Annotated in this window: 16 protein-coding genes; 11 read left to right on the top strand and 5 right to left on the bottom strand. The window is 74.5% G+C overall.

Annotation, left to right across the window (positions count from 1 at the left end; genetic code table 11):
- Positions 1–42: 42 nt before the first annotated feature.
- Entirely contained in the window at positions 43–588 is a 546-nt protein-coding gene (locus tag EDD39_RS32315) for a SigE family RNA polymerase sigma factor (RefSeq protein WP_123563471.1), read from the bottom strand.
- 160 nt (positions 589–748) lie between these two features.
- Between EDD39_RS32315 and EDD39_RS32310 the strand changes: the two genes are divergently transcribed.
- A complete protein-coding gene (locus EDD39_RS32310; RefSeq protein WP_123562817.1) occupies positions 749–1309 on the top strand; it encodes a GNAT family N-acetyltransferase in 561 nt (186 codons plus the stop codon).
- An 84-nt stretch (positions 1310–1393) separates the two neighbouring features.
- Here the strand turns inward: EDD39_RS32310 and EDD39_RS32305 are convergent, their stop codons facing one another.
- Together EDD39_RS32305 and EDD39_RS32300 are read right to left on the bottom strand one after the other, a co-directional pair.
- The gene (locus EDD39_RS32305; RefSeq protein WP_123562814.1) at positions 1394–2074 is read right to left on the bottom strand and encodes an NUDIX domain-containing protein; all 681 of its coding nucleotides are present in this window, start codon (positions 2072–2074) and stop codon (positions 1394–1396) included.
- Positions 2071–2439 carry a DUF4406 domain-containing protein gene (locus EDD39_RS32300; RefSeq protein WP_123562812.1) on the bottom strand — a complete coding sequence of 123 codons (369 nt, stop codon included), beginning with the start codon at positions 2437–2439 and terminating at the stop codon, positions 2071–2073. Before EDD39_RS32300 ends, EDD39_RS32305 begins: the two co-directional genes overlap by 4 nt.
- A 94-nt stretch (positions 2440–2533) precedes the next feature.
- Between EDD39_RS32300 and EDD39_RS32295 the strand changes: the two genes are divergently transcribed.
- Positions 2534–3292, top strand: a complete 759-nt coding sequence (locus tag EDD39_RS32295; RefSeq protein WP_030911129.1) for a DeoR/GlpR family DNA-binding transcription regulator — start codon at positions 2534–2536, stop codon at positions 3290–3292.
- 49 nt (positions 3293–3341) lie between these two features.
- Here the strand turns inward: EDD39_RS32295 and EDD39_RS32290 are convergent, their stop codons facing one another.
- On the bottom strand, positions 3342–4910 hold the full coding sequence (locus tag EDD39_RS32290; protein WP_123562810.1) for a cellulase family glycosylhydrolase: 1569 nt from the start codon (positions 4908–4910) through the stop codon (positions 3342–3344).
- 305 nt (positions 4911–5215) lie between these two features.
- Here EDD39_RS32290 and EDD39_RS32285 point away from each other — a divergent pair, with 305 nt between their 5' ends.
- Together EDD39_RS32285 and EDD39_RS32280 are read left to right on the top strand one after the other, a co-directional pair.
- A complete protein-coding gene (locus EDD39_RS32285; protein ID WP_123562808.1) occupies positions 5216–8125 on the top strand; it encodes a glycoside hydrolase family 48 protein in 2910 nt (969 codons plus the stop codon).
- Positions 8126–8361: 236 nt separating this feature from the next.
- Positions 8362–9840 (top strand): S8 family peptidase, encoded by a 1479-nt coding sequence (locus tag EDD39_RS32280; protein WP_123562806.1) that lies wholly within the window; start codon positions 8362–8364, stop codon positions 9838–9840.
- A gap of 15 nt (positions 9841–9855) precedes the next feature.
- Here the strand turns inward: EDD39_RS32280 and EDD39_RS32275 are convergent, their stop codons facing one another.
- Entirely contained in the window at positions 9856–10755 is a 900-nt protein-coding gene (locus EDD39_RS32275) for a HipA family kinase (RefSeq protein WP_123562804.1), read from the bottom strand.
- 263 nt (positions 10756–11018) lie between these two features.
- Here EDD39_RS32275 and EDD39_RS32270 point away from each other — a divergent pair, with 263 nt between their 5' ends.
- The 7 genes from EDD39_RS32270 to EDD39_RS32240 all read left to right on the top strand — a co-directional run bounded on the left by EDD39_RS32270 (position 11019) and on the right by EDD39_RS32240 (position 19688).
- Complete coding sequence (locus EDD39_RS32270) at positions 11019–11459, top strand: SRPBCC family protein (protein ID WP_030459347.1); 441 nt, start codon at positions 11019–11021, stop codon at positions 11457–11459.
- 130 nt (positions 11460–11589) lie between these two features.
- Entirely contained in the window at positions 11590–12753 is a 1164-nt protein-coding gene (locus EDD39_RS32265) for a glycosyltransferase (protein WP_123562802.1), read from the top strand.
- Positions 12754–13049: 296 nt separating this feature from the next.
- Positions 13050–14609, top strand: a complete 1560-nt coding sequence (locus EDD39_RS32260; RefSeq protein ID WP_123562800.1) for a sugar transferase — start codon at positions 13050–13052, stop codon at positions 14607–14609.
- 4 nt (positions 14610–14613) lie between these two features.
- Positions 14614–15936, top strand: coding sequence for an O-antigen ligase family protein (locus EDD39_RS32255; RefSeq protein ID WP_123562798.1), 1323 nt, complete (start codon positions 14614–14616; stop codon positions 15934–15936).
- Positions 15933–17663, top strand: coding sequence for a lipid II flippase MurJ (locus EDD39_RS32250; protein WP_123562796.1), 1731 nt, complete (start codon positions 15933–15935; stop codon positions 17661–17663). The genes EDD39_RS32255 and EDD39_RS32250 overlap by 4 nt, the downstream gene beginning before the upstream one ends.
- Positions 17653–18453 (top strand): polysaccharide deacetylase family protein, encoded by an 801-nt coding sequence (locus EDD39_RS32245; protein WP_123562794.1) that lies wholly within the window; start codon positions 17653–17655, stop codon positions 18451–18453. Before EDD39_RS32250 ends, EDD39_RS32245 begins: the two co-directional genes overlap by 11 nt.
- On the top strand, positions 18450–19688 hold the full coding sequence (locus EDD39_RS32240) for a glycosyltransferase (protein WP_123562792.1): 1239 nt from the start codon (positions 18450–18452) through the stop codon (positions 19686–19688). Before EDD39_RS32245 ends, EDD39_RS32240 begins: the two co-directional genes overlap by 4 nt.
- The last annotated feature ends 22 nt before the right edge of the window (positions 19689–19710 follow it).

Genomic DNA, 19710 nt, shown 5'->3' with positions numbered 1-19710 from the left:
GGGAGTGCCGCGAGGAGCGCCGCGGGAGGCCGGAGGCGGGCGTCAGCGGACGGAGAGGTCCTGGAGGCTGTCGCCGAGCAGCGCGCGCAGCCGGGCCAGCGCCCGGGCGGAGCGGGTGCGGACCGCGCCCGCGCTGCAGCGCAGGATCTCCGCGCTCTCCTCCACGCTGACGTCCTCCCAGTAGCGCAGCACCAGCACCGCCCGGTCCCGCGGTGCCAGTTCGGCCAGCGCGGTCAGCAGGGCGACCCGCAGCGCGCCGTCGCCCTCCGGGCCCGGCAGGTCCGGGACTTCGGCGATCGGCCGCTCCCCGGCGCTGCGCCGCCGGTGGTGGCTGACGAACTGCCGGTACAGCACCCCCTGCGCGTACCCGGCCGGGTTCTCGATCGCCCGGCCGCCGAAGAACCGGCCCGGCCGCCGCCACACCGTGTACATCCGGCTCAGCGTCTCCTGCACCAGGTCCTCCGCGAGGTGGGTGTCCCCGCCGGTCAGCAGGCAGGCCGCGCGGAAGAGGTGTCCGGACCGGGCGGCCGCGAACTCCGTGTAGTCCGTGTACTCCGCGTCCGTGCCGCGCCCTGCCGTCGATGCCACGATCACTGCTCCCCGAGGTTCCGTGCCCTGTCACCCTTCAGACGCGGTTCGCGGGCCGCCGCGTCACAGCCCGCTTTCCGGCCGCCCGGGCCGGCGGGACGGGAACCCCCCGGACGGGGCCGGTCCGGGGGCGGCGCTCCGGGCGTGGTACGAAGACCGGATGACGAGCTACTGGACGGGTGAACGGGTCAGGCTGCGCGCGGTCGAACCGGGGGACGGACCGCTGCTGGCCCGGCTCTCCGAGCAGGAGGAGCGCCTCGGGGACGCGCTCGACCCGCCGCGCTCCGCCGAGGGGTGGGCGGCGCTGGCCAGGGAGAAGGCCGCCGCCGACCCGACCGCCGACACCTACCAGCTGGTGGTCGAGTCGCGCGCGGACGGCGCCGCGGTCGGCTCGGTCGGCGTGCACCGGGCGGACAACCGCAGCGGGCTGTTCGAGTACGGCATCACCGTCGGCGCCGAGCACCGCCGGCGGGGCTACGCGGCCGAGGCCGTCCGGCTGGTGCTGCGGCACCAGTTCGAGGAGCGCCGCCACCACAAGGCCACCGCCCGGGTGTTCGCCCACAACGAGCCCTCGCTGGCGCTCCAGCGGCGGCTCGGCTTCGTCGAGGAGGGCCGACTGGGCCGGCACTTCTTCGTCGCGGGCGAGCACCGGGACGTGGCGCTGTTCGCCATGTTCGCCGAGGAGTTCTTCGCCCGGTACGGCGGCCCCACCCGGCTCTGACCCCCCGCTGCACGTTCCTGCACGTTTCCGGGCGGGCCCCGGCCGACGGCGGCCCGGTCGGCGGCGGCCCTCCCAGGACCCCGCCTACCGGCCGGCCGCCGCGCCCGGGGCGAACGGGCCGTCCAGCGCGGCCCACTGCAGCAGCAGGACGGTCTTGCCGTCGGCGATCCGGCCGTCCCGGGTCATCGCCAGCGCCTCGGCGAAGGGCAGTTCGAGCACCTCGATGTCCTCGCCGTCCTCCGCCAGCCCGCCGCCGCGCCCGGTCCGGTCGGCCGGGCGGTAGGGCGCCGCGTAGCAGTGCAGCCGCTCGGTGACCGAGCCCGGGCTCATGTACGCGTCCAGCACGTGCGTCAACGGGCCGAGTTCCACGCCCAGTTCCTCCAGGCTCTCGCGGCGCACCGCGGTGACCGGGTCGTCCGCGTCGAGCAGCCCGGCCGCCGCCTCGACCAGCATCCCGTCCGGGTGCCCGTTGACGTACGCCGGGTACCGGAACTGGCGGGTCAGCAGGACGGTGCCGCGCGCGACGTCGTACGGCAGCACCGTCGCGCCGTTGCCGCGGTCGTAGGTCTCGCGCTGCTGGGTGGTCCACCGGCCGTCGCGGCCGCGGTAGTCGAAGGTGGTGCGGCGCAGCACGTGCCAGCCCTGCGAGGTGAGCTCCACCTCGCGCACCCGCACGTCCGGGTTGCCGCGCAGCCCGCGCCCGGCCCGGTCCAGGCCGGTGCGGCCGCGGTGGTCGGGGAGGTCGATTCCCGGGCGGCCGCTCACGCCTCCTCCCGGCCCGCGCGGTGCGGGAGTTCGGAGACGTCGTGGTAGACCGGCAGGCCGCGGCGGCGTGCGGTGGCGACGTCCTGGTCCGCGCCCGCGGAGTCGCCGGGCAGGCGGAGCACCGCGTGGCAGTGGACGAGCAGCCGGTCCGCGGTCGGGTACAGCACCCGGTCGGCCAGCGGGTCGGTCGGGCCCGCGCCGGCCGAGCGCAGGACGGGGAGCGCGATCCACTCGCCGATCACCGGCAGGTGCCCGGCGGCGAACACCGGCCAGGCGGCGGCCTCCAGCCGGGCCAGGTTGGCGGCCATCGCGGCCGGGTCGCCGCCGGTGCCGGAGCGGTACGGTCCGGCGATCAGGACGAGCATGGGGGAGCCGGAGTCGGTGCGGGGTGATGCTGTCGGTGTGGTCATGGGGCGCTACGATACATGCAAGAACGTGAAAGAACAGGAGAGAATGAGAATGCTGGCTGCGGAACGGCGCGACCACCTGCTCGAACTGCTGGCGACCGAGGGCAAGGTGGTGGCCAAGGACGTCGCCGCCGCACTCGGCATCTCCGAGGACAGCGTCCGCCGCGACCTGCGCGACCTCGCCGCCGAAGGGCTCTGCCAGCGGGTCTACGGCGGAGCGCTGCCCGCCTCCCCGGCGATGGCGGGCTACGCCGAGCGGCAGTCGGTGACGCCCGGCGGCAAGCGGAAGGTCGCCGCCGCGGCCGTCGAGCTGATCCGGCCCGGCAGCACGCTGATCCTGGACGGCGGCACCACCGCGCTCGCCGTCGCCGGGCTGCTCCCGGCCGACCTCGACTGCACCGTGATCACGCACAGCCCGACGGTGGTGGCGGCGCTGCTCGAACACCCCCGGGCCGAACTGTTCCTGCTCGGCGGCCGGGTGTTCAAGCACTCCGCGGTGGCCTGCGGCGCCGCCGCCGTCGAAGCCGCCCAGAACGTCTCCGCCGACCTCTGCCTGCTTGGCGTCACCGGCGTTCACCCCGAGGCCGGGCTCACCACCGGCGACGCCGACGAGGCGGCGATGAAGCGCGCCCTGGCCGGCCGGGCGGCCGAGACCTGGATCCTCGCCTCGGCCGAGAAGATCGGCGCCGCCTCCCCGTTCCGCGTCCTGCCCTGGGACCGCGTCACCGGCCTGATCACCGACGCGGCCCCCGACCACCCCGCCCTGGAGCGGCTCGCCGCCGCGGGGGTGGAGATCCGCCCGGCGGGCTGACCGGGAGTCGCCGGCCGGGCGGATCGGAGGGGCAGGACCGGACGGTCCGTCAGTTGACGGCGGCCAGGTGGTTCTTCAGGCCCAGGCCGAACGCGGTCGGGGTGCCGTCGAAGTCGGAGATCAGCGACGGGCCCTGGCCGCAGTCCCAGGTGTTCCAGGTCCAGCCGAGGTAGGAGACCTTGGCGGCGTCGGCCCAGGACATCACCTGGTCGATGAAGGAGTGGGCGCAGTCGTTCTCACCGATCTCGCCGACCACCACCGGGACCTGGGCGGCCAGCGGCGCCACGGTCGAGTTCCAGCAGGACTGGCTGGAGCAGGTGTTGAAGTTGTACACGTGCCAGGACGCGGCCAGGTTGCCCGCCGGGTCGGTCGGCTTGTGGGCCAGCCACTGGCCGAGGTCGTTGGAGTAGGCCAGGCCGCCGAGCAGGATGACGTTGTTCGCACCGGCGGTGCGGACGGAGTTCACCAGCGTCTGCATGCCGCTGACCGGGTAGCTGATGCCGGGGCAGGCGCTGCCGCCGTCCCGCCAGCAGTTCCACGCCTGGTCGATGCCGGAGACGGCGCGGTCCGCGTAGGGCTCGTTGAGCAGGTCGAAGACCACCGAGGGGTCGTTCTTGAAGGTGGTGGCCACCGAGGACCAGAAGGTCGCCGCGCCGGCGCCCGGCATCGGCTTCTGGCAGGTCGAGTTGACGTCCGAGCAGCCCGAGGAGTTGCCGGTGTAGAGGCCCTGGGTCCAGTGCAGGTCGATGATCGGGGTGAGCCCGGCGTCCCGCAGCGCGTAGACGAAGTTCTTCACCGCGGTGCGGTAGTTCTCGCCCGCGTACTCCGGCTTGACGTTGGCGTAGCCGTTCCAGCAGTCCTCGTTGACCGGGACGCGGACGGCGTTGGCCTTCCAGCCCTTGATCGCGGCGATCGAGGCGGCGTCCACCGGGCCGTCGGAGAACCCGTAGCCCTGGACGCACATGAACTCCATGCCGGAGCGGTTCACGCCGCGCAGCACCACCTGCGCCCCGTTGGCGTCCACCAGCTTGTTGCCGGAGACGTGCAGCGCCGGGGCCTTGCCGGTGCCGGTGCCGGTGCTCCCGGACGGCGACGGAGAGGCCGAGGAGGACGGGGACGCGGACGCCGAGGCGGACGGCGAGGGCGAGGCCGAGGGAGAGGGGGACGCGGAGGCGGACGGCGACGGGGACGGGTTCGAAGCCCCGTTGCAGGCAACGCCGTTGACGGTGAACGAGGTCGGGGCCGCGTTCGTCCCGCTGTAGGAGAAGTTGGCGCCCGCGCTGACCGAGCCGCCCGCCGCGAGGGTGGCCGCCCAGGCGGGGGCGGCGACGGTGACGTTCTTGCCGGACTGGCTCCAGGTGCCGTTCCAGCCGGAGCCGGAGAGGGTCTGGTTGCCGGTGTAGGCGTAGCCGAGGCTCCAGTTGTCGATCGGGGTGGTGCCGGCGTTGGTAAGTTTCACGTTCGCGGTGAAGCCGCTGCCCCAGTCGTTCGTCGTGTAGTCGACGGAGCACTGGAGGCCGGCGGCGGCCGCGGGGCCGGCGCCGGTGAGCGCGAGGGTGGCCGCAGCGGTCGCGGCCAGTGCCGCGACCAGCGCCGTGGTGGTGGTGCGGACGGTCATGTCCGACTCCTTGGAGGAGGGAAAAGTGGGCGCGCTCCCACAGGCCCGCCCCGAACCATAGCCAGGGGTAGGCCAGTTGCCAACACGGTCCGGCGGTGCGCGATCCCTTGACAGTGCGCATGCCCCTCCCGATATTTGGGAGCGCTCCCACAGAACGACCCCGGCGGATCCACCCCGGAAGACCCCACGGGGAAGACCCCGCGGAAGGCTCGGACCTCCGCGGAAGGCTTCCCGGCACCGCCCCCGGATCCGCCCGCGCACGACCGCCCCCGGACTCCCCCACCCACCCCCACCGAGGAGCCGTCATGTCTCCACCCCGCACCAGGGTCTCGGCGCTCACTGCCGCCCTCACGCTGCTCGCCGCCGGCCTGTCGACCGCGGTCGCCGTCCCGGCCTCCGCCGCCGTCCTCCAGTGCTCCGTCGACTACACGACGAACGACTGGGGCAGCGGCTTCACCGCCAACGTGGCGATCAACAACAAGGGCACCGCCGCGATCAACGGCTGGACGCTCACCTACGCCTACACCGGCAACCAGACCCTCTCCGGCTCCGGCTGGAACGGCACCTGGAGCCAGTCCGGCAAGAACGTCACCGTCGCCGCCCCCGCCTGGGCGGGCACCATCGCGGCGGGCGGCTCGGCCAGCGCGGGCGCCAACTTCTCGTACAGCGGCACCAACACCGCGCCGACCTCCTTCGCGGTCAACGGCACCAGCTGCACCGGCGCGCACGCGGCCCCGACCGCCGCCCTGACCAGTCCCGCCCCCGGCGCCAACTACCAGGCGGGCGCGGCCATCCCGCTCGCGGCGACGGCCACGGCGGCGGACGGCGCGAGCATCAGCAAAGTCGAGTTCTACGACAACACCACGCTGATCGGCACCGCCACCAGCGCCCCGTACACCTTCAACTGGACGGGCGCGGCCAGCGGCAACCACTCGATCTACGCCAAGGCGTACGACAGCCTCGGCGCGAGCAGCGAGTCGACCCCGGCGGGCATCACGGTGGCGGCCGGCCCGGCGATCAGCGCCACCCCGCTGACCCTGTCGGTCAACCAGGGCAAGACCGGCAGCTTCGCGGTCAAGCTCAGCAGCCAGCCCAGCGCCAACGTCACCGTCACCACCGCCCGGAGCTCGGGCAACACCGGACTGTCCATCAGCTCCGGCGCGACGCTGACCTTCACCCCGAGCAACTGGTCGACGGCGCAGACCGTCACGCTCACCGCCGACGCCTCCTCCACCGGCTCGGCCACCTTCACCTCCACCGCCACCGGGTACACCTCCTCGGCGGTCACGGTGACCGAGCTGGCCGCCGCCTCGGGCGTGTACAACGACCGGTTCCTGCAGCTCTACAACAAGATCAAGGACCCGGCGAACGGCTACTTCTCGCCCGAGGGCATCCCCTACCACTCGGTGGAGACCCTGCTGGTCGAGGCCCCCGACCAGGGGCACGAGACCACCTCGGAGGCGTACTCGTACCTGCTCTGGCTGGAGGCCCAGTACGGGCGGGTCACCCAGGACTGGTCGAAGTTCAACGCGGCATGGACGCTCATGGAGACGTACATGATCCCGGGGCACGCCGACCAGCCGACGAACTCGTTCTACAACGCCTCCAAGCCGGCCACCTACGCGCCCGAGCGCCCGCTGCCGAGCGACTACCCGGCCGCGCTGGACACCTCGGTCACCGCGGGCAACGACCCGATCGCCGGCGAGCTGAAGAGCGCGTACGGCACCGACGACATCTACGGCATGCACTGGCTGCAGGACGTCGACAACGTCTACGGCTACGGCAACGCGCCCGGCAAGTGCGAGGCCGGCCCGTCCGACACCGGCCCGTCCTTCATCAACACCTACCAGCGCGGCGCGCAGGAGTCGGTGTGGGAGACCATCCCGCAGCCCACCTGCGACAACTTCAAGTACGGCGGCAAGAACGGGTACCTCGACCTGTTCGTCAAGGACAACTCGTACGCCAAGCAGTGGAAGTACACCGACGCGCCGGACGCCGACGCGCGCGCCATCCAGGCCGCGTACTGGGCCGACACCTGGGCCAAGGCGCAGGGCAACGGCCCGCAGGTCGCCACCACGGTGGCCAAGGCCGGCAAGATGGGCGACTACCTGCGGTACTCGTTCTTCGACAAGTACTTCAAGCAGGTCGGCAACTGCGTCGGCGCCAGCACCTGCGCGCCCGGCAGCGGCAAGAGCTCCGAGCACTACCTGCTGTCCTGGTACTACGCCTGGGGCGGCGCCACCGACACCTCGGCCGGCTGGTCCTGGCGGATCGGCGACAGCGCGGCGCACGGCGGCTACCAGAACCCGATGGCCGCGTACGCGCTGGTCAACGACCCGGCGATGGCCCCCAAGTCGGCCACCGGCAAGACCGACTGGACCACCTCGATGGGCCGCCAGGTGGAGTTCACCCAGTGGCTGCAGTCCAGCGAGGGCGCGATCGCGGGCGGCGCGACCAACAGCTGGGAGGGCGACTACGGGACCCCGCCGGCCGGCACCCCGACCTTCTACGGGATGTTCTACGACGAGGCGCCGGTCTACCACGACCCGCCGTCCAACCAGTGGTTCGGCTTCCAGGCCTGGGGCCTGGAGCGGATGGCCGAGTACTACTACTCCAGCGGTGACCCGAAGGCCAAGGCCATCCTGGACAAGTGGGTGACCTGGGCGCTGTCCCAGACCACCTTCAACGCCGACGGCAGCTACAAGTTCCCGTCCACGCTGGCCTGGAGCGGCAAGCCGGACACCTGGAACGCGGCCTCCCCGGGCGCCAACACCGGCCTGCACGTGAGCGTCGTCGACTACACCAACGACGTGGGCGTCTCCGGCTCCTACGCCAAGCTGCTGTCGTACTACGCGGCCAAGTCCGGCAACGCGGCGGCCAAGGCCGCGGCGCAGAAGCTGCTCGACGGCATGTGGACCAACAACCAGGACGCGCTGGGCATCTCCGTCCCGGAGACCCGCACCGACTACAGCCGGTTCAACGACCCGCTCTCGGTGCCGAGCGGCTGGACCGGCACCATGCCCAACGGCGACCCGATCAACGGCAGCTCGACCTTCCTGTCGATCCGGTCCTTCTACAAGAACGACCCGTCGTTCGCCAAGGTCCAGTCGTACCTGAACGGCGGCGCCGCGCCGACCTTCACGTACCACCGGTTCTGGGCGCAGGCCGACATCGCCACGGCGATGGCCACCTACGGCGACCTGTTCGGCGGCTGACGGGCCGCCACCCCGACGGCCGGCGGGCCGTCACCCCTCCGATCCGACGGCTGACGGGCCGTCACCCGAGCGCGAGTGCCCGGTCCGACCGACAGCGGACCGGGCACTCGCCCGTTCTGAGGAGATTGCTTTACTACCTCTTGATTTCTGTCATATCTGCTGAATAGTCTCCCGGCCATTCGGACGCCGTCGATCACCCGCGATCGCGCCGACGACACTCGGGAGGGTCAACCCCTATGAGCGTTCCCCGGATCCGCCGCTCCGCACTCACCGCGGCCTGCCTCGCCCTCACCACGGCCGGAGCAGTGGCCCTGCCCGCCACCGGCGCGGCGGCGGCGACCACCGACGGACCCCTGCTCAGCTACGTCGTCAACACCAAGGCCAACCACGGGCAGACCCAGAAGGCCGAGCGCGAGATCAAGGCGGCCGGCGGCACCGTGGTCGCCTCCTACCAGCAGATAGGCGTGGTGATCGCCCGCTCCGCCGACCCCGGCTTCGCCGCGCGGCTCCGGACGTCGAGGACCGTCGACTCGGTCGGCGCCAGCCGCACCGCGGGCATCCAGGCCGGCGGCGCCGAGGGCGTCACCGAGGAGGTCGACGCCCCCGCCGCCGCGGCCGCCGGCGGCGCCGAACCGCTCTGGGCCAACCAGTGGGACATGCGGCAGATCGGCGTCGACCGGGCGCACGCCACCACCCTCGGCAGCCGGTCCGTGGTGGTCGGCGTGCTCGACTCCGGCGTCGACGCCGCCCACGAGGACCTCGCCGCCAACGTCGACCCCCGGCTCTCCGCGTCCTGCCTCAGCGGCAGCCCCGACACCGACTGGCAGTCCTGGCAGCCCACCGCCAGCAGCCACGGCACCCACGTGGCCGGCACCATCGCCGCCGCCAAGAACGGCAAGGGCATCGAGGGCATCGCCCCCGGCGTCCGGCTGGCCGCCGTCAAGGTGGTCGACGACGGCGGGTTCATCTACCCCGAGTACGCGATCTGCGGCTTCGTCTGGGCCGCCGAGCACCACTTCCAGGTCACCAACAACAGCTACTACGTCGACCCGTGGATGTTCAACTGCGCCGACGACCCCGACCAGGCCGCGGTCAGCGAGGCCGTCCGCCGGGCCGTCGACTACTCCCGCCGCAACGGGGTGCTGAACATCGCCGCCGCGGGCAACGAGAACATCGACCTCGCGCACAAGACCGTCGACGCCTCCAGCCCCGACGACACCACCCCCGGCGAGCGGCCGATCAACGAGAACTGCCTCGACCTGCCCGCCGAACTGCCCGGCGTGGTCGCGGTCTCCGCGGTCGGCGTCAAGGGCGACAAGGCGTACTACTCCAGCTACGGCCTGGACAAGGTCACCGTCGCGGCCCCCGGCGGCGACAGCCGCTACCAGGTGCCGGACACCCCCGACGGCCGCGGCTCGGTGCTCTCCACCCTCCCCGGCAACAAGTACGGCTACAGCTCCGGCACCTCGATGGCCGCCCCGCACGCGGCCGGCGTCGCCGCCCTGCTCGCCTCCACCCACCCGTGGGCCGGCCCCGACCAACTGCGCACCCTGCTGGTGGAGCAGGCCGACCCGCACGCCTGCCCGGCCGGCGTCTTCGACCCGGGCGGCACCGGCCTGTACACGGCCACCTGCGAGGGCACCGAGCAGAACAACGGCTTCTACGGCGCCGGCGTGGTCTCCGCCGCCAGGGCGGCCGAGGGGTGGCGCAACTGACGGTGCGCCAGTAGCTCACTCCCCGCCGACGTGCCGGGACCAGTCCGACTCCACCGGAGCCAGACCGGCCCGGTTCGGCACCTGCTTCAACCAGGCCGGACGGGCCGCCAGCCGCGCGGCGGCGGCCCGCTCCTCGGCGGCCCGGATCTGCTCCGGCGTGGCGAAGCCCTCCGGCAGCCAGGCCGCCGAGTGCGCCACCCGGGCGGCCAGGTGCGCCACGTACGCCTCCCGCACCGCGGCCGGCGAGTCGAACCCCGGCTCGCCGGCCAGCCACGCGTCCGGCACCAGCGCGGCCACCTCGCCCAGCAGCTCCGGCGTCACCAGCGGGGCCAGCGCGGCGTCCGCGGCGGCCAGGTCGGGGCCGTAGCCGCCCAGCGCGTGGCCGCTCAGGTCGTACCGCTTGTGCACCGAGGCCGCCGCGGACGCCCAGCGGTGGTGGAACACCAGGCCCGCACCGTTGTCGATCAGCCACAGCCGCCCGTGCCACACCATCAGGTTGGGGTTGTGCACGGTGCGGTCGACGTTCCCGGTCAGCGCGTCCAGCCAGACCACCCGGCCCGCCTCCTGCGGCGACACCTCGACCATCCCCGGCCGGAAGTCCCGCGCCCCCGGCAGCAGGTCCATCCCCAGGTTCCGCCCGGCGCTGGCCCGCAACAGGTCCTGGATCTCCTGGTCCGGCTCGTCCGAAGCCACCGCCGGATCGAAGTCCACCAGCACCAGCGGCGGCACCCGCAACCCCAACCGCCGCCCCAGCTCCCCCACGATCACCTCGGCCACCAGCGCCTTCACGCCCTGCGCCGCCCCGGTGAACTTCACCACGTACGTCCCCAGGTCGTCGGCCTCCACCACCCCGGGCACCGACCCCCCCGCCCGCAGCGGATCGACATACCGCAACGCCTTCACCTCATCGAGCATCCGCCCACCTTAGACCGGCCGTCGAATGGAGGGCGGCGTCGCGGGCCGATGGCTCTCGCCCGGACGGCTTCTCCTCGGTCGCCGTGGCTCCGCCACGGCTCCCTCGTCGGCACCGCCCGGACTCGGCCCTCACCCCGCTCCTTCCCCCACCCTCCATTCGACGGCCGGTCCGACGCGGCCGGGCGCCCCCGGTTTGGCGGGCGGTCGGGGCGGTGATTGGGTGGGGCCGACCGTCGAGCAGCCGACCGAGGAGATGTGAAGCGATGGGCAAGGTGCACGCCACCACCGAGCGGACGTACCAGGCCGACCCGGCCAGGGTGTACGGGGCGTTGGCGGACTACGCGGTGACCCGGCCGAAGCTGCTGCCCGCGCAGTACAGCGAGTACGAGGTGCGGGCGGGCGGCGAGGGGGCCGGGACGCAGGTGCACTGGAAGCTGCAGGCGACCGAGAAGCGGGTGCGGGACTGCCTGTTCACGGTGTCGGCGCCGAGCCCGGAGAAGCTGGTGGAGACCGACGCCAACTCCTCGATGGTGATCACCTGGACGGTGTCCGCGGTCGGCGAGAAGGGCAGCCGGGTCACCGTGGAGGCGAGCTGGACGGGCGCCACCGGGATCGGCGGCTTCTTCGAGCGGACCTTCGCGCCCAAGGGCCTGAACCGGATCCACGACCAGGTGCTGGCGAACCTGGCGGCCGAGCTCGGCTGAGCCGGGCGGAACCCCCGCGGCATTCGGACACCCGTGCGGCGCGTCATCCGTACGGGTGTTCTGCTTCCCCGGGACGGGTGAAGCGGGCCCGGTCGGCGGTCTTCGCCAACTTAGGCTCCGGGCCGTGCAGATGACGATCCTTCATGTGTCCCAGCCGGTCGACGGCGGGGTGGCCCGGGTGGTGGTGGACCTGGTGCGCGGGCAGCGCGCGGCGGGGTGCCGGGTGCTGGTGGCCTGCCCGCCCGGCGGCCGGCTCGCCCGGGAGGCGGCCGCGGCCGGCGCCCGGGTGCTGGACTGGCCCGCCGAGCGCTCGCCCGGCCCGTCCACCGCGGGGGAGGCCTGGCGGCTGCGCCGGATCGTCCGCCGTGCCGCGCCGGACGTGCTGCACCTGCACAGCGCGAAGGCCGGGCTGGCCGGGCGGCTGGCGGCCCGCGGCACCCCGGCGACGGTGTTCCAGCCGCACGCCTGGTCGTTCGCGGCGGTGCAGGGCGCGCTGGCGGGGGCCAGCCTGCGCTGGGAGCGGCACGCCACCCGCTGGGCGCGCACCGTGCTGTGCGTCAGCGAGCAGGAGCGGGCGGACGGGGTGGCGGCCGGGCTGGTCGCGGACTGGCGGGTGGTGCCCAACGGCGTCGACCTGGAGCACTTCGCGCCGGCCGACCGGGCGTCCCGGCGGGCCGCCCGGATGACCCTGGGCCTGGACCGGGCGGACCCGCTGGCGGTGTGCGTGGGGCGGCTGTGCCGGCAGAAGGGCCAGGACGTGCTGCTGGACGCCTGGACGCGGGTGCAGCTGGCCCGTCCGGCGGCCCGGCTGGTGCTGGTCGGCGGCGGCCCGGACGCCGAGGCGCTGGCGGAGCAGGTGCGCAGCCTGCCGGACCCGTCCCGGGTGCGGATGGTGGGCGACGTGGCGGACCCGCGGCTGTGGCTGGCGGCGGCCGACCTGGTGGTGCTGCCCTCGCGCTGGGAGGGGATGGCGCTGGCGCCGCTGGAGGCGATGGCCTGCGGGCGGCCGGTGCTGCTGACCGACGTGCCGGGGGCCCGGGAGTGCCTGCCGCCGGGGGAGCGGGAGCGGGCGGTGGTGCCGCCGGAGAATCCCGGTGCGATGGCCGAACGGCTGCTCGAATTCCTGGGCGACCGGATCGAGTGCGAACGGCGCGGAGTCCTGGCCCGGTCATATGTGGCAGATCATCACGATATCCGTGGAGTGATTCAGCAGGTGGCGGCGGTCTACCGGACAATCGTTCGAGGTGGGGCGGTCCCGGCGAGCCGCTCGGACCGTGTCCCGCAGCGGTTCTGATCGTTTGTCAGGCCGTGAACGCCCGCCCGCGCAAGGTGCGGCCTTCTTTCCTGAATGTCTGATTATTGGGCGGGTGGAATGAAATGGCATGTCAGCCTCCTGCGCGCCAGTCGGCGTTCGGTAATGTCTGATTTTGCCTGCTTCGTCTCCATTTTCGGTAGCGAAATGGCCGACCGCCTTTCACGGCAGCAGGTGCTTACCTGGACCGCGTCCACCGGGTCGAGGCGCCGAGCCGGTGCGCGTCCGGTCCGACTGCCCGGCCGCGGCGGGTACACAGCAGGGGAGTTCGTGCGCTGATGACCATTGACCACGAGAGCGTGCCGCGGCCCGGCAGAACGCTGACGGGCCCCGGCCGCCCCGGCGGCCGGGCGGGCACCGGGCCCGGCACCGTGCCCGGCCCCGGCACGCTCGACCGGCCGAGGCTCCGGACGAAGAACCGGCCGAAGTCCCGGGCCGCCGCGCCCCGGACCTCGGCCGGGGTCGGCCGGCACCGCGGCCGGCTGTCCGCCCGGGTCGCCCTGCCGCTGGCCCTGGCCGCCGCCGACTCCCTGGCGGTCGGCCTGGCCGCGGCCGCGACCACCCCCGCCGGCACCCGACCGGTCGCCACCGCCGCGCTGCTGCTGCCCGCCCTGCTCCCGCTCAACCTGGCCGGCGGCCTCTACCGCACCCGGCTCAGCCTCTCCGCCCTCGACGAGCTCCCCGCCCTGGCCGCCCGCGCGGCCGTCGCCACCGCCTTCGCCATCACCGCCGACGCCTGCCTGGCCGGCCGCTGGGCCGACCTCGGCCCGGTCAGCCCGCTGCGGCTGCTGGTCCTGCTGCTCCTGCTGCTCCCGTTCGCCGCCCTCGGCCGGGCCTTCGTCCACCACCTCACCCGCCGGGCCCGCCGCCGCCGCCCCAGCCCGGTGCTGATCCTCGGCGCGGGCGAGCTCGGCCAGCAGATCGCCGCGGTGCTCACCGACCGCCCCGAGTACGGCCTGCGCCCGGTCGGCTACCTCGACCCCGACCCGGTGCTGCTGCCGCCCGGCGCCGCGCTGCCGGTGCTCGGCGGCCGCGAGGTGCTCGGCCGGGTGCTGCGCCGCTACCGGATCCACCACGTGCTGGCCACCGCCGGCGCCGCCGACGAGGCCGACACGCTGGCCGCGCTGCGGCACGCCGCCCGGCTCGGCTGCCAGGTCTGGCTGGTGCCCGGCCTGCGCGAGTTCGACTCGGTCCAGGGCGCGGGCGACCACCTGTGGGGCTTCCCCTGCCTGCGCCTGGGCGCCCCCGCGATGCGCCGCGGCGGCTGGGTCGTCAAGCGCGGCTTCGACATCGCCTCGGCCGGCCTCGGCCTGCTGCTGGTCTCCCCGCTGCTGGCTGCCTGCGCCCTCGCGGTGCGCTGGGACACCGGCCCCGGCGTGCTCTTCCGCCAGCAGCGCACCGGCCTGGACGGCCGGGTCTTCACCGTCCTGAAGTTCCGCACCCTGCGCCCCTCCGACGAGCACGAGTCGGCCACCCGCTGGAACATCTCGCAGGACCACCGGATGGGCCCGATCGGCAAGTTCCTGCGCAAGACCTCGCTGGACGAGCTGCCGCAGCTGTGGAACGTGCTGCGCGGCGACATGAGCCTGGTCGGCCCGCGCCCCGAACGCCCCTACTTCGTCCTGCGGTTCGGCCAGGCGTACCCCGAGTACGCCGACCGGCACCGCGTCCCGGTCGGCCTGACCGGCCTGGCCCAGGTCAACGGCCTGCGCGGGGACACCTCGATCGAGGACCGGGCCCGCTTCGACAACCGCTACATCGAGGGCTGGAGCCTGTGGGGGGACGCCAAGATCCTGCTCCGCACCGCCGCCCTGGTGGTCCGCCCGGACGGGAGCTGAACCGATGGCGATCACCCTCCGACTTCCCCACCCCGCGCGGAGGTCGTCCGCGATAGTCCCGGCCCGGCCGAGCTGGCTCGCGGCCGCGACGGTCCTCCTGGTGTGCGTGCCGACGGGGGAGAAGGACGTCGCCGCGGCCGTCCACGTCACCCCCGCCGACCTCGCCTCGCTGGCCCTGGTCGGGCTGATCGCCCTCGACCTGCTGCGCGGCCGGCTGCCCCGGCTCGACCCGGCCGTCTGCGCCCTGCTCGGCGGCGTGGTGCTGGCCGCCGCCGTCGCCACCGCGCACTCCGTCGACCCGGCCGCCAGCCTCACCGGCTTCGTCCGGCTGGTGCAGATCTTCGTGCTGGTGCCCGTCTCGGTGCTGCTCGCCGTCCGCGACACCCGCGACCGCCGGCTGGTGCTCGGCTCCTTCGTGCTGGCCGCCCTGATCGAGGGCGCGGTCGGCGCGAACCAGTACCTGACCCGCACCGGCGCCTCCTACACCGGCCAGCCGATCCGCGCCGTCGGCACCTTCGGCGCGCTCGACATCATGGCGATGTCCACCGTCGTCTCGTACGGGCTGCTGGCCGCCCTCGGCCTGGCCCTCGCCGAGCGCCGCCCCGGCGGCAGCAGGATGCTGCGCCGGGCGATGTGGGCCAGTGCCGCGTTCCTGGCCTTCCCGCTGGCGGTCTCGTTCAGCCGGGGCAGCTGGATCGCCACCGCCGTCGCCGCCGGCGTGCTGCTGCTGCGCGCCGACGCCCGGCTCGCCGTCAAGGGCGTGCTGGTCGGCGCCGCCGCCGCGGTGGTGCTGATCGGCGGGTTCGGCCTCGGCGCCTCCGGCGTCACCGAGCGGCTCAGCTCGATCGGCTCGGTCTCCGCCGCCCCCGACCAGTCGGTCTCCGACCGCTACGACCTGTGGTCCACCGCCGGCCGGATCTGGCAGGACCACCCGGTGACCGGCGCCGGCCCCAAGGCGTTCCAGCAGCTGCGCGACAGCCACGCCCCGCTGCGGCTCTCCTCCGGCAGCGACGCCGCCGACTCCACCATCGGCTTCCAGCGCGAACCGCTGCTCTCCCCGCACAACATGTACTTCCTGGTGCTCAGCGAACAGGGCCTGCTCGGCGTCATCGCCTACCTGGCGCTGTTCCTCGCCCTGCTGCTCGGCTGCCTGCGCCGCGCCACCGGCCCCGGCCTGGCCGCGCTCGCCCTGCTCTGCTGGGTGCTCTGGGACTTCCTCTACGCCGACATCGGCGGCACCACCACCGTGCTGACCTCGGTGGTCCTCGGCCTGGCCGCCCGCACCGCCTTCCCCGGCCCCGACTCCCTTGAGGCGAACGGCGCATGACGACCGACCAGCCGGTGGCCGAGGTGGCCGCCGCCACTGCCGCCGTCCCCGCCCCGCGCGCGGCCGCCGAACCGGCCAGACGCGGCTTCCTGGCCAAGGCGTTCGGCGTCACCGCGCTGCTCAGCGCGGCCGGCTCCGGCCTCGGCCTGCTCCGCGACCTGCTGCTGGCCCGCTACTTCGGCGCCAACCAGGGCACCGACGCCTTCCTGGTCGCCTGGACGGTGCCGGAGACCGCCGCGCCGCTGCTGATCGAGGACGCGATGGCGTTCCTGATGGTCCCGGCCTTCAGCCTGGCCCTGGTGCTGCGCGAGGAGCGCCCGCACGGGCCGGACCCGGTGCGGCAGTTGACCCGCTCCACGCTGCCCTGGCTGCTGCTCGCGCTGTGCACGCTGTCCGGCGCCGTCGCGCTCGGCGCCCCGCAACTGGTCGAACTGCTCGCCCCCGGCCTGGCCGACCCGCAGCTCGCCGTCACCTGCACCCGGATCACCGCGCTCACCGTCCTGCCGTTCGGCGTCGCCGGCTACCTGGCCTCCGCGCTGCGCGCCCTGCACTCCTTCACCGCGCCCGCCGTCATCTACGTGATGTACAACCTGGGCATCCTGGCACTGCTGCTCAGCGGCCACCGGCTGCTCGGGGTGCGCTCCGCGGCGATCGGCGTGGCGGTCGGCAGCGCACTGATGGCCGGCGTGCTGGTGCTGCCGTTCGCCCGCCGGCTGCGCTCCGGCGGGCGGCGGCGCGGGCTGCGCCGGGGGGCGGCCCGGCGGCTGGTGCTGATCCCGCTGGCGCTGCTGCCGGTGGCCGCGTTCACGCTGACCCGGCAGGCCCAGGTGTTCATCGAGCGCTACCTCGGCTCCGACCTGCCGCCCGGCACCATCTCGCACCTCAACTACGCCGCCAAGGTCAGCCAGTTGGCGATGACCTCGGCGATCCTGATCGTCACCGTGACCTTCCCGGTGGTGGCCCGGGCGATGGCCGCGGGAGACTTCACGGCGGCCCGCGACCGGGTCGAGAAGGACCTCGGGCAGGCCGCCGCGCTGGTCCTGCTGGGCACCGCCTTCCTGATGGCCTGCGCCCCGGCGCTGGTCGCCCTGCTGTTCCAGCGCGGCGCGTTCGGCCCGGCCGACACCGCCGCCACCGCCGCGGTGATCCGGGTCTACTCCTTCGGACTGCCCGCGCAGGCGATGATCGGCGTGATGGTCCGGCCGTACTTCTGCGTCCGCCCGGTGGTGCGCCGCGCCGACGTCCCGCGCGCCGAGGGCGACCGGATCACCTGGCTGGACTGGTACCCGGTCGGCGCGATGCTGCTCGGCCTGGCCGTCACCGTCGCGGTCGGCGTCGGCGCCACCCCGCACTTCGGGGCGCTCGGCCTGGCCGCGGGCAACGCCGCGGGCATCACCACCACCGCGGCGCTGCTGATGCGCGGCCTGATACTGCGCGGCGTCGCGCTGCGGCTGCCCCGGGTGCTCGGCGGCCAGGCCCGGCTGCTGGCCGCCGCCGTCGCCGCCACCGCCCTGGGCGCGCTGGCCGCCCGGACGGCCGCCGGGCCGCTGCCCGCCGCGCTGTCCGGCGGCACCGCCGTCCTGCTGGCCTTCGCCGTCCTCGGCGCGCTGTTCGGCGCCCCCGAGGTGCGCGGACCGGTGCTCGGGCTGCTGGCCCGGGCCCGCCGGCCGCGGCCCGCCCCGTCACCCACCGCACCAGCTGCCGAAGGGAAGTCGCATGGCCGCTGATTCCCGCCTGCCGGCCCAGGCACTCGCCCCCAGGCTCGCGCCCTGGATCCTGATGTACCACTCGGTGGCCGAGGAGGAGGAGGACCCGTACCTGCTCACCGTCGCCCCCGAGCGGTTCGCCGAGCAGATGGACTGGCTGCACCGCACCGGCCGGCGCGGCGTCAGCGTCCGCGAACTGCTGGCCGCGCAGGCCCGCGGCCGGGAGGCCCGGCTGGTCGGCCTGACCTTCGACGACGGCTACGCCGACTTCGCCCGGCACGCCGTCCCGGTGCTGCGCGAGTACGGCTTCACCGCCACCGCGTACGTCGTCCCCGACCTGCTCGGCAGCGAGAACGGCTGGGACACCGAGGGGCCGCGCAAGAAGCTGCTCACGGTCGAGCAGGTCGCCGAACTCGCGGGCTCCGGCTGGGAGATCGGCTCGCACGGACTGGGCCACCAGGCCCTGCCCGGCCTGTCCCCGGCCGCCCTGGAACGCCAGACCGCGGAGAGCCGGCGGGCCCTGGAGGACCTGGTCGGCGGCCCGGTCACCGGCTTCTGCTACCCGTACGGCGCGGTCGACCTGCCCGCCACCCGGGCGGTGCGGGACGCCGGGTACGACTACGCCTGCGCCATCGACCACTCCTGGCTGACCGGCCGGCACGCCCTGCCCCGCTGCTACGTCGGCGACCGGGACGGGGCCTGGCGGCTGCGCGCCAAGCACGGCCGGCACCGCTGGCGGGACGCCGTGACCGGGCTGCGCTGGGCCCCGCCGAAGTCCGCGCCGAAAGCCGCCGCGGGGGAGCCCCGATGAGAGTCCTGCACGTGGTCACCGGCCTGCACGCGGGCGGCGCCGAGCGCCAACTCGCCCTGCTGCTGCGCTACTTGCCCAAGGACCAGGAGCACGAGGTGGCGGCCCTCACCAACCCCGGCGCGGTCGCCCGGGAACTGCGCGCCGACGGCTTCACCGTCCACCACCTCGACATGCGCGGCAACCGGGACCTCGCGGTGCTGCCCCGGCTCACCCGGCTGATCCGCACCGGCCGCTACGACCTGGTGCACACCCACCTGTACCGGGCCATGCTGTACGGCCGCCTCGCCGCCCGGCTGGCCGGCGTCCGCGCGGTGATCGCCACCGAGCACTCGCTGCAGTCCGGCGTGATCGAGGGCCGCCCCACCTCGCGCGGCGTCAAGGCGCTCTACCTGGGCGCCGAACGGCTCGGCGCCACCACCCTGGCGGTCTCCGGCCAGGTCGCCGGAGTGCTCGGCGCCTGGGGCGTTCCCGCCGAGCGGATCCGGCTGCTGCCGAACGGGGTGGACGCCGCCCGGTACCGCTTCACCCCCGCCGCCCGGGCCGCCCACCGCGGCCGGCTGCGCGCCCAACTCGGCCTACCGATCGGCGTGTTCGTGATCGGCGCGGTCGGCCGACTGGTGCCCGGCAAGCGCTTCCACGTCCCGCTGGAGGCACTGGCCCGGCTCCCCGACGCCCGGCTGCTGCTGATCGGCGAGGGCCCCGAGCGGGCCGCGCTGCTCGAACGCGCCGCCCGGCTCGGCGTCCGCGACCGCCTGGTGCTCACCGGCGAACGCGACGACGTGCCCGAGCTGCTCACCGCCGTCGACGTGCTGGTCTCCCCGTCCCGCGAGGAGACCTTCGGCCTGGCCGCCCTGGAGGGCCTGGCGGCCGGCCTGCCGCTGCTGCACTCCGCCTGCCCGGCGCTCGCCGAACTCCCCCCGGACGCCGCCCCGCAGGCCCGCCTGCTCCCCTCCGAACCCGAGCCCTACGCCCGCGAGCTGGCCCTCCTCGCCACCACCCGCCCGGGCCCGCAGCCGGTCCCGCCCGCCGTCGCGCACTACGACATCGCCCGGATCGCGGCCGAACTCGCCGCCCTCTACCGCGAGTCGGCCGCCGCCCTGCCGGGCCGCCGCAAGCCCGCGCAGCCGCACCCGGAACCCCCGGCCCGGGTCCCGCCCGCCCGCGGTCCGAGCCGGACTCCCGCGCGCACCCCCCGCCGGACACCGGCCGGCCGCCGCCGGCGCCCCGACGCCTGACCCCGCCGACCCGGCCCGCCGC

It is taken from the genome of Kitasatospora cineracea (assembly GCF_003751605.1).
Lineage (GTDB): Bacteria > Actinomycetota > Actinomycetes > Streptomycetales > Streptomycetaceae > Kitasatospora > Kitasatospora cineracea.
The sequence above is the reverse complement of the archived record's forward strand: the minus strand, read 5'-3'. Positions and strand labels throughout refer to the sequence as shown.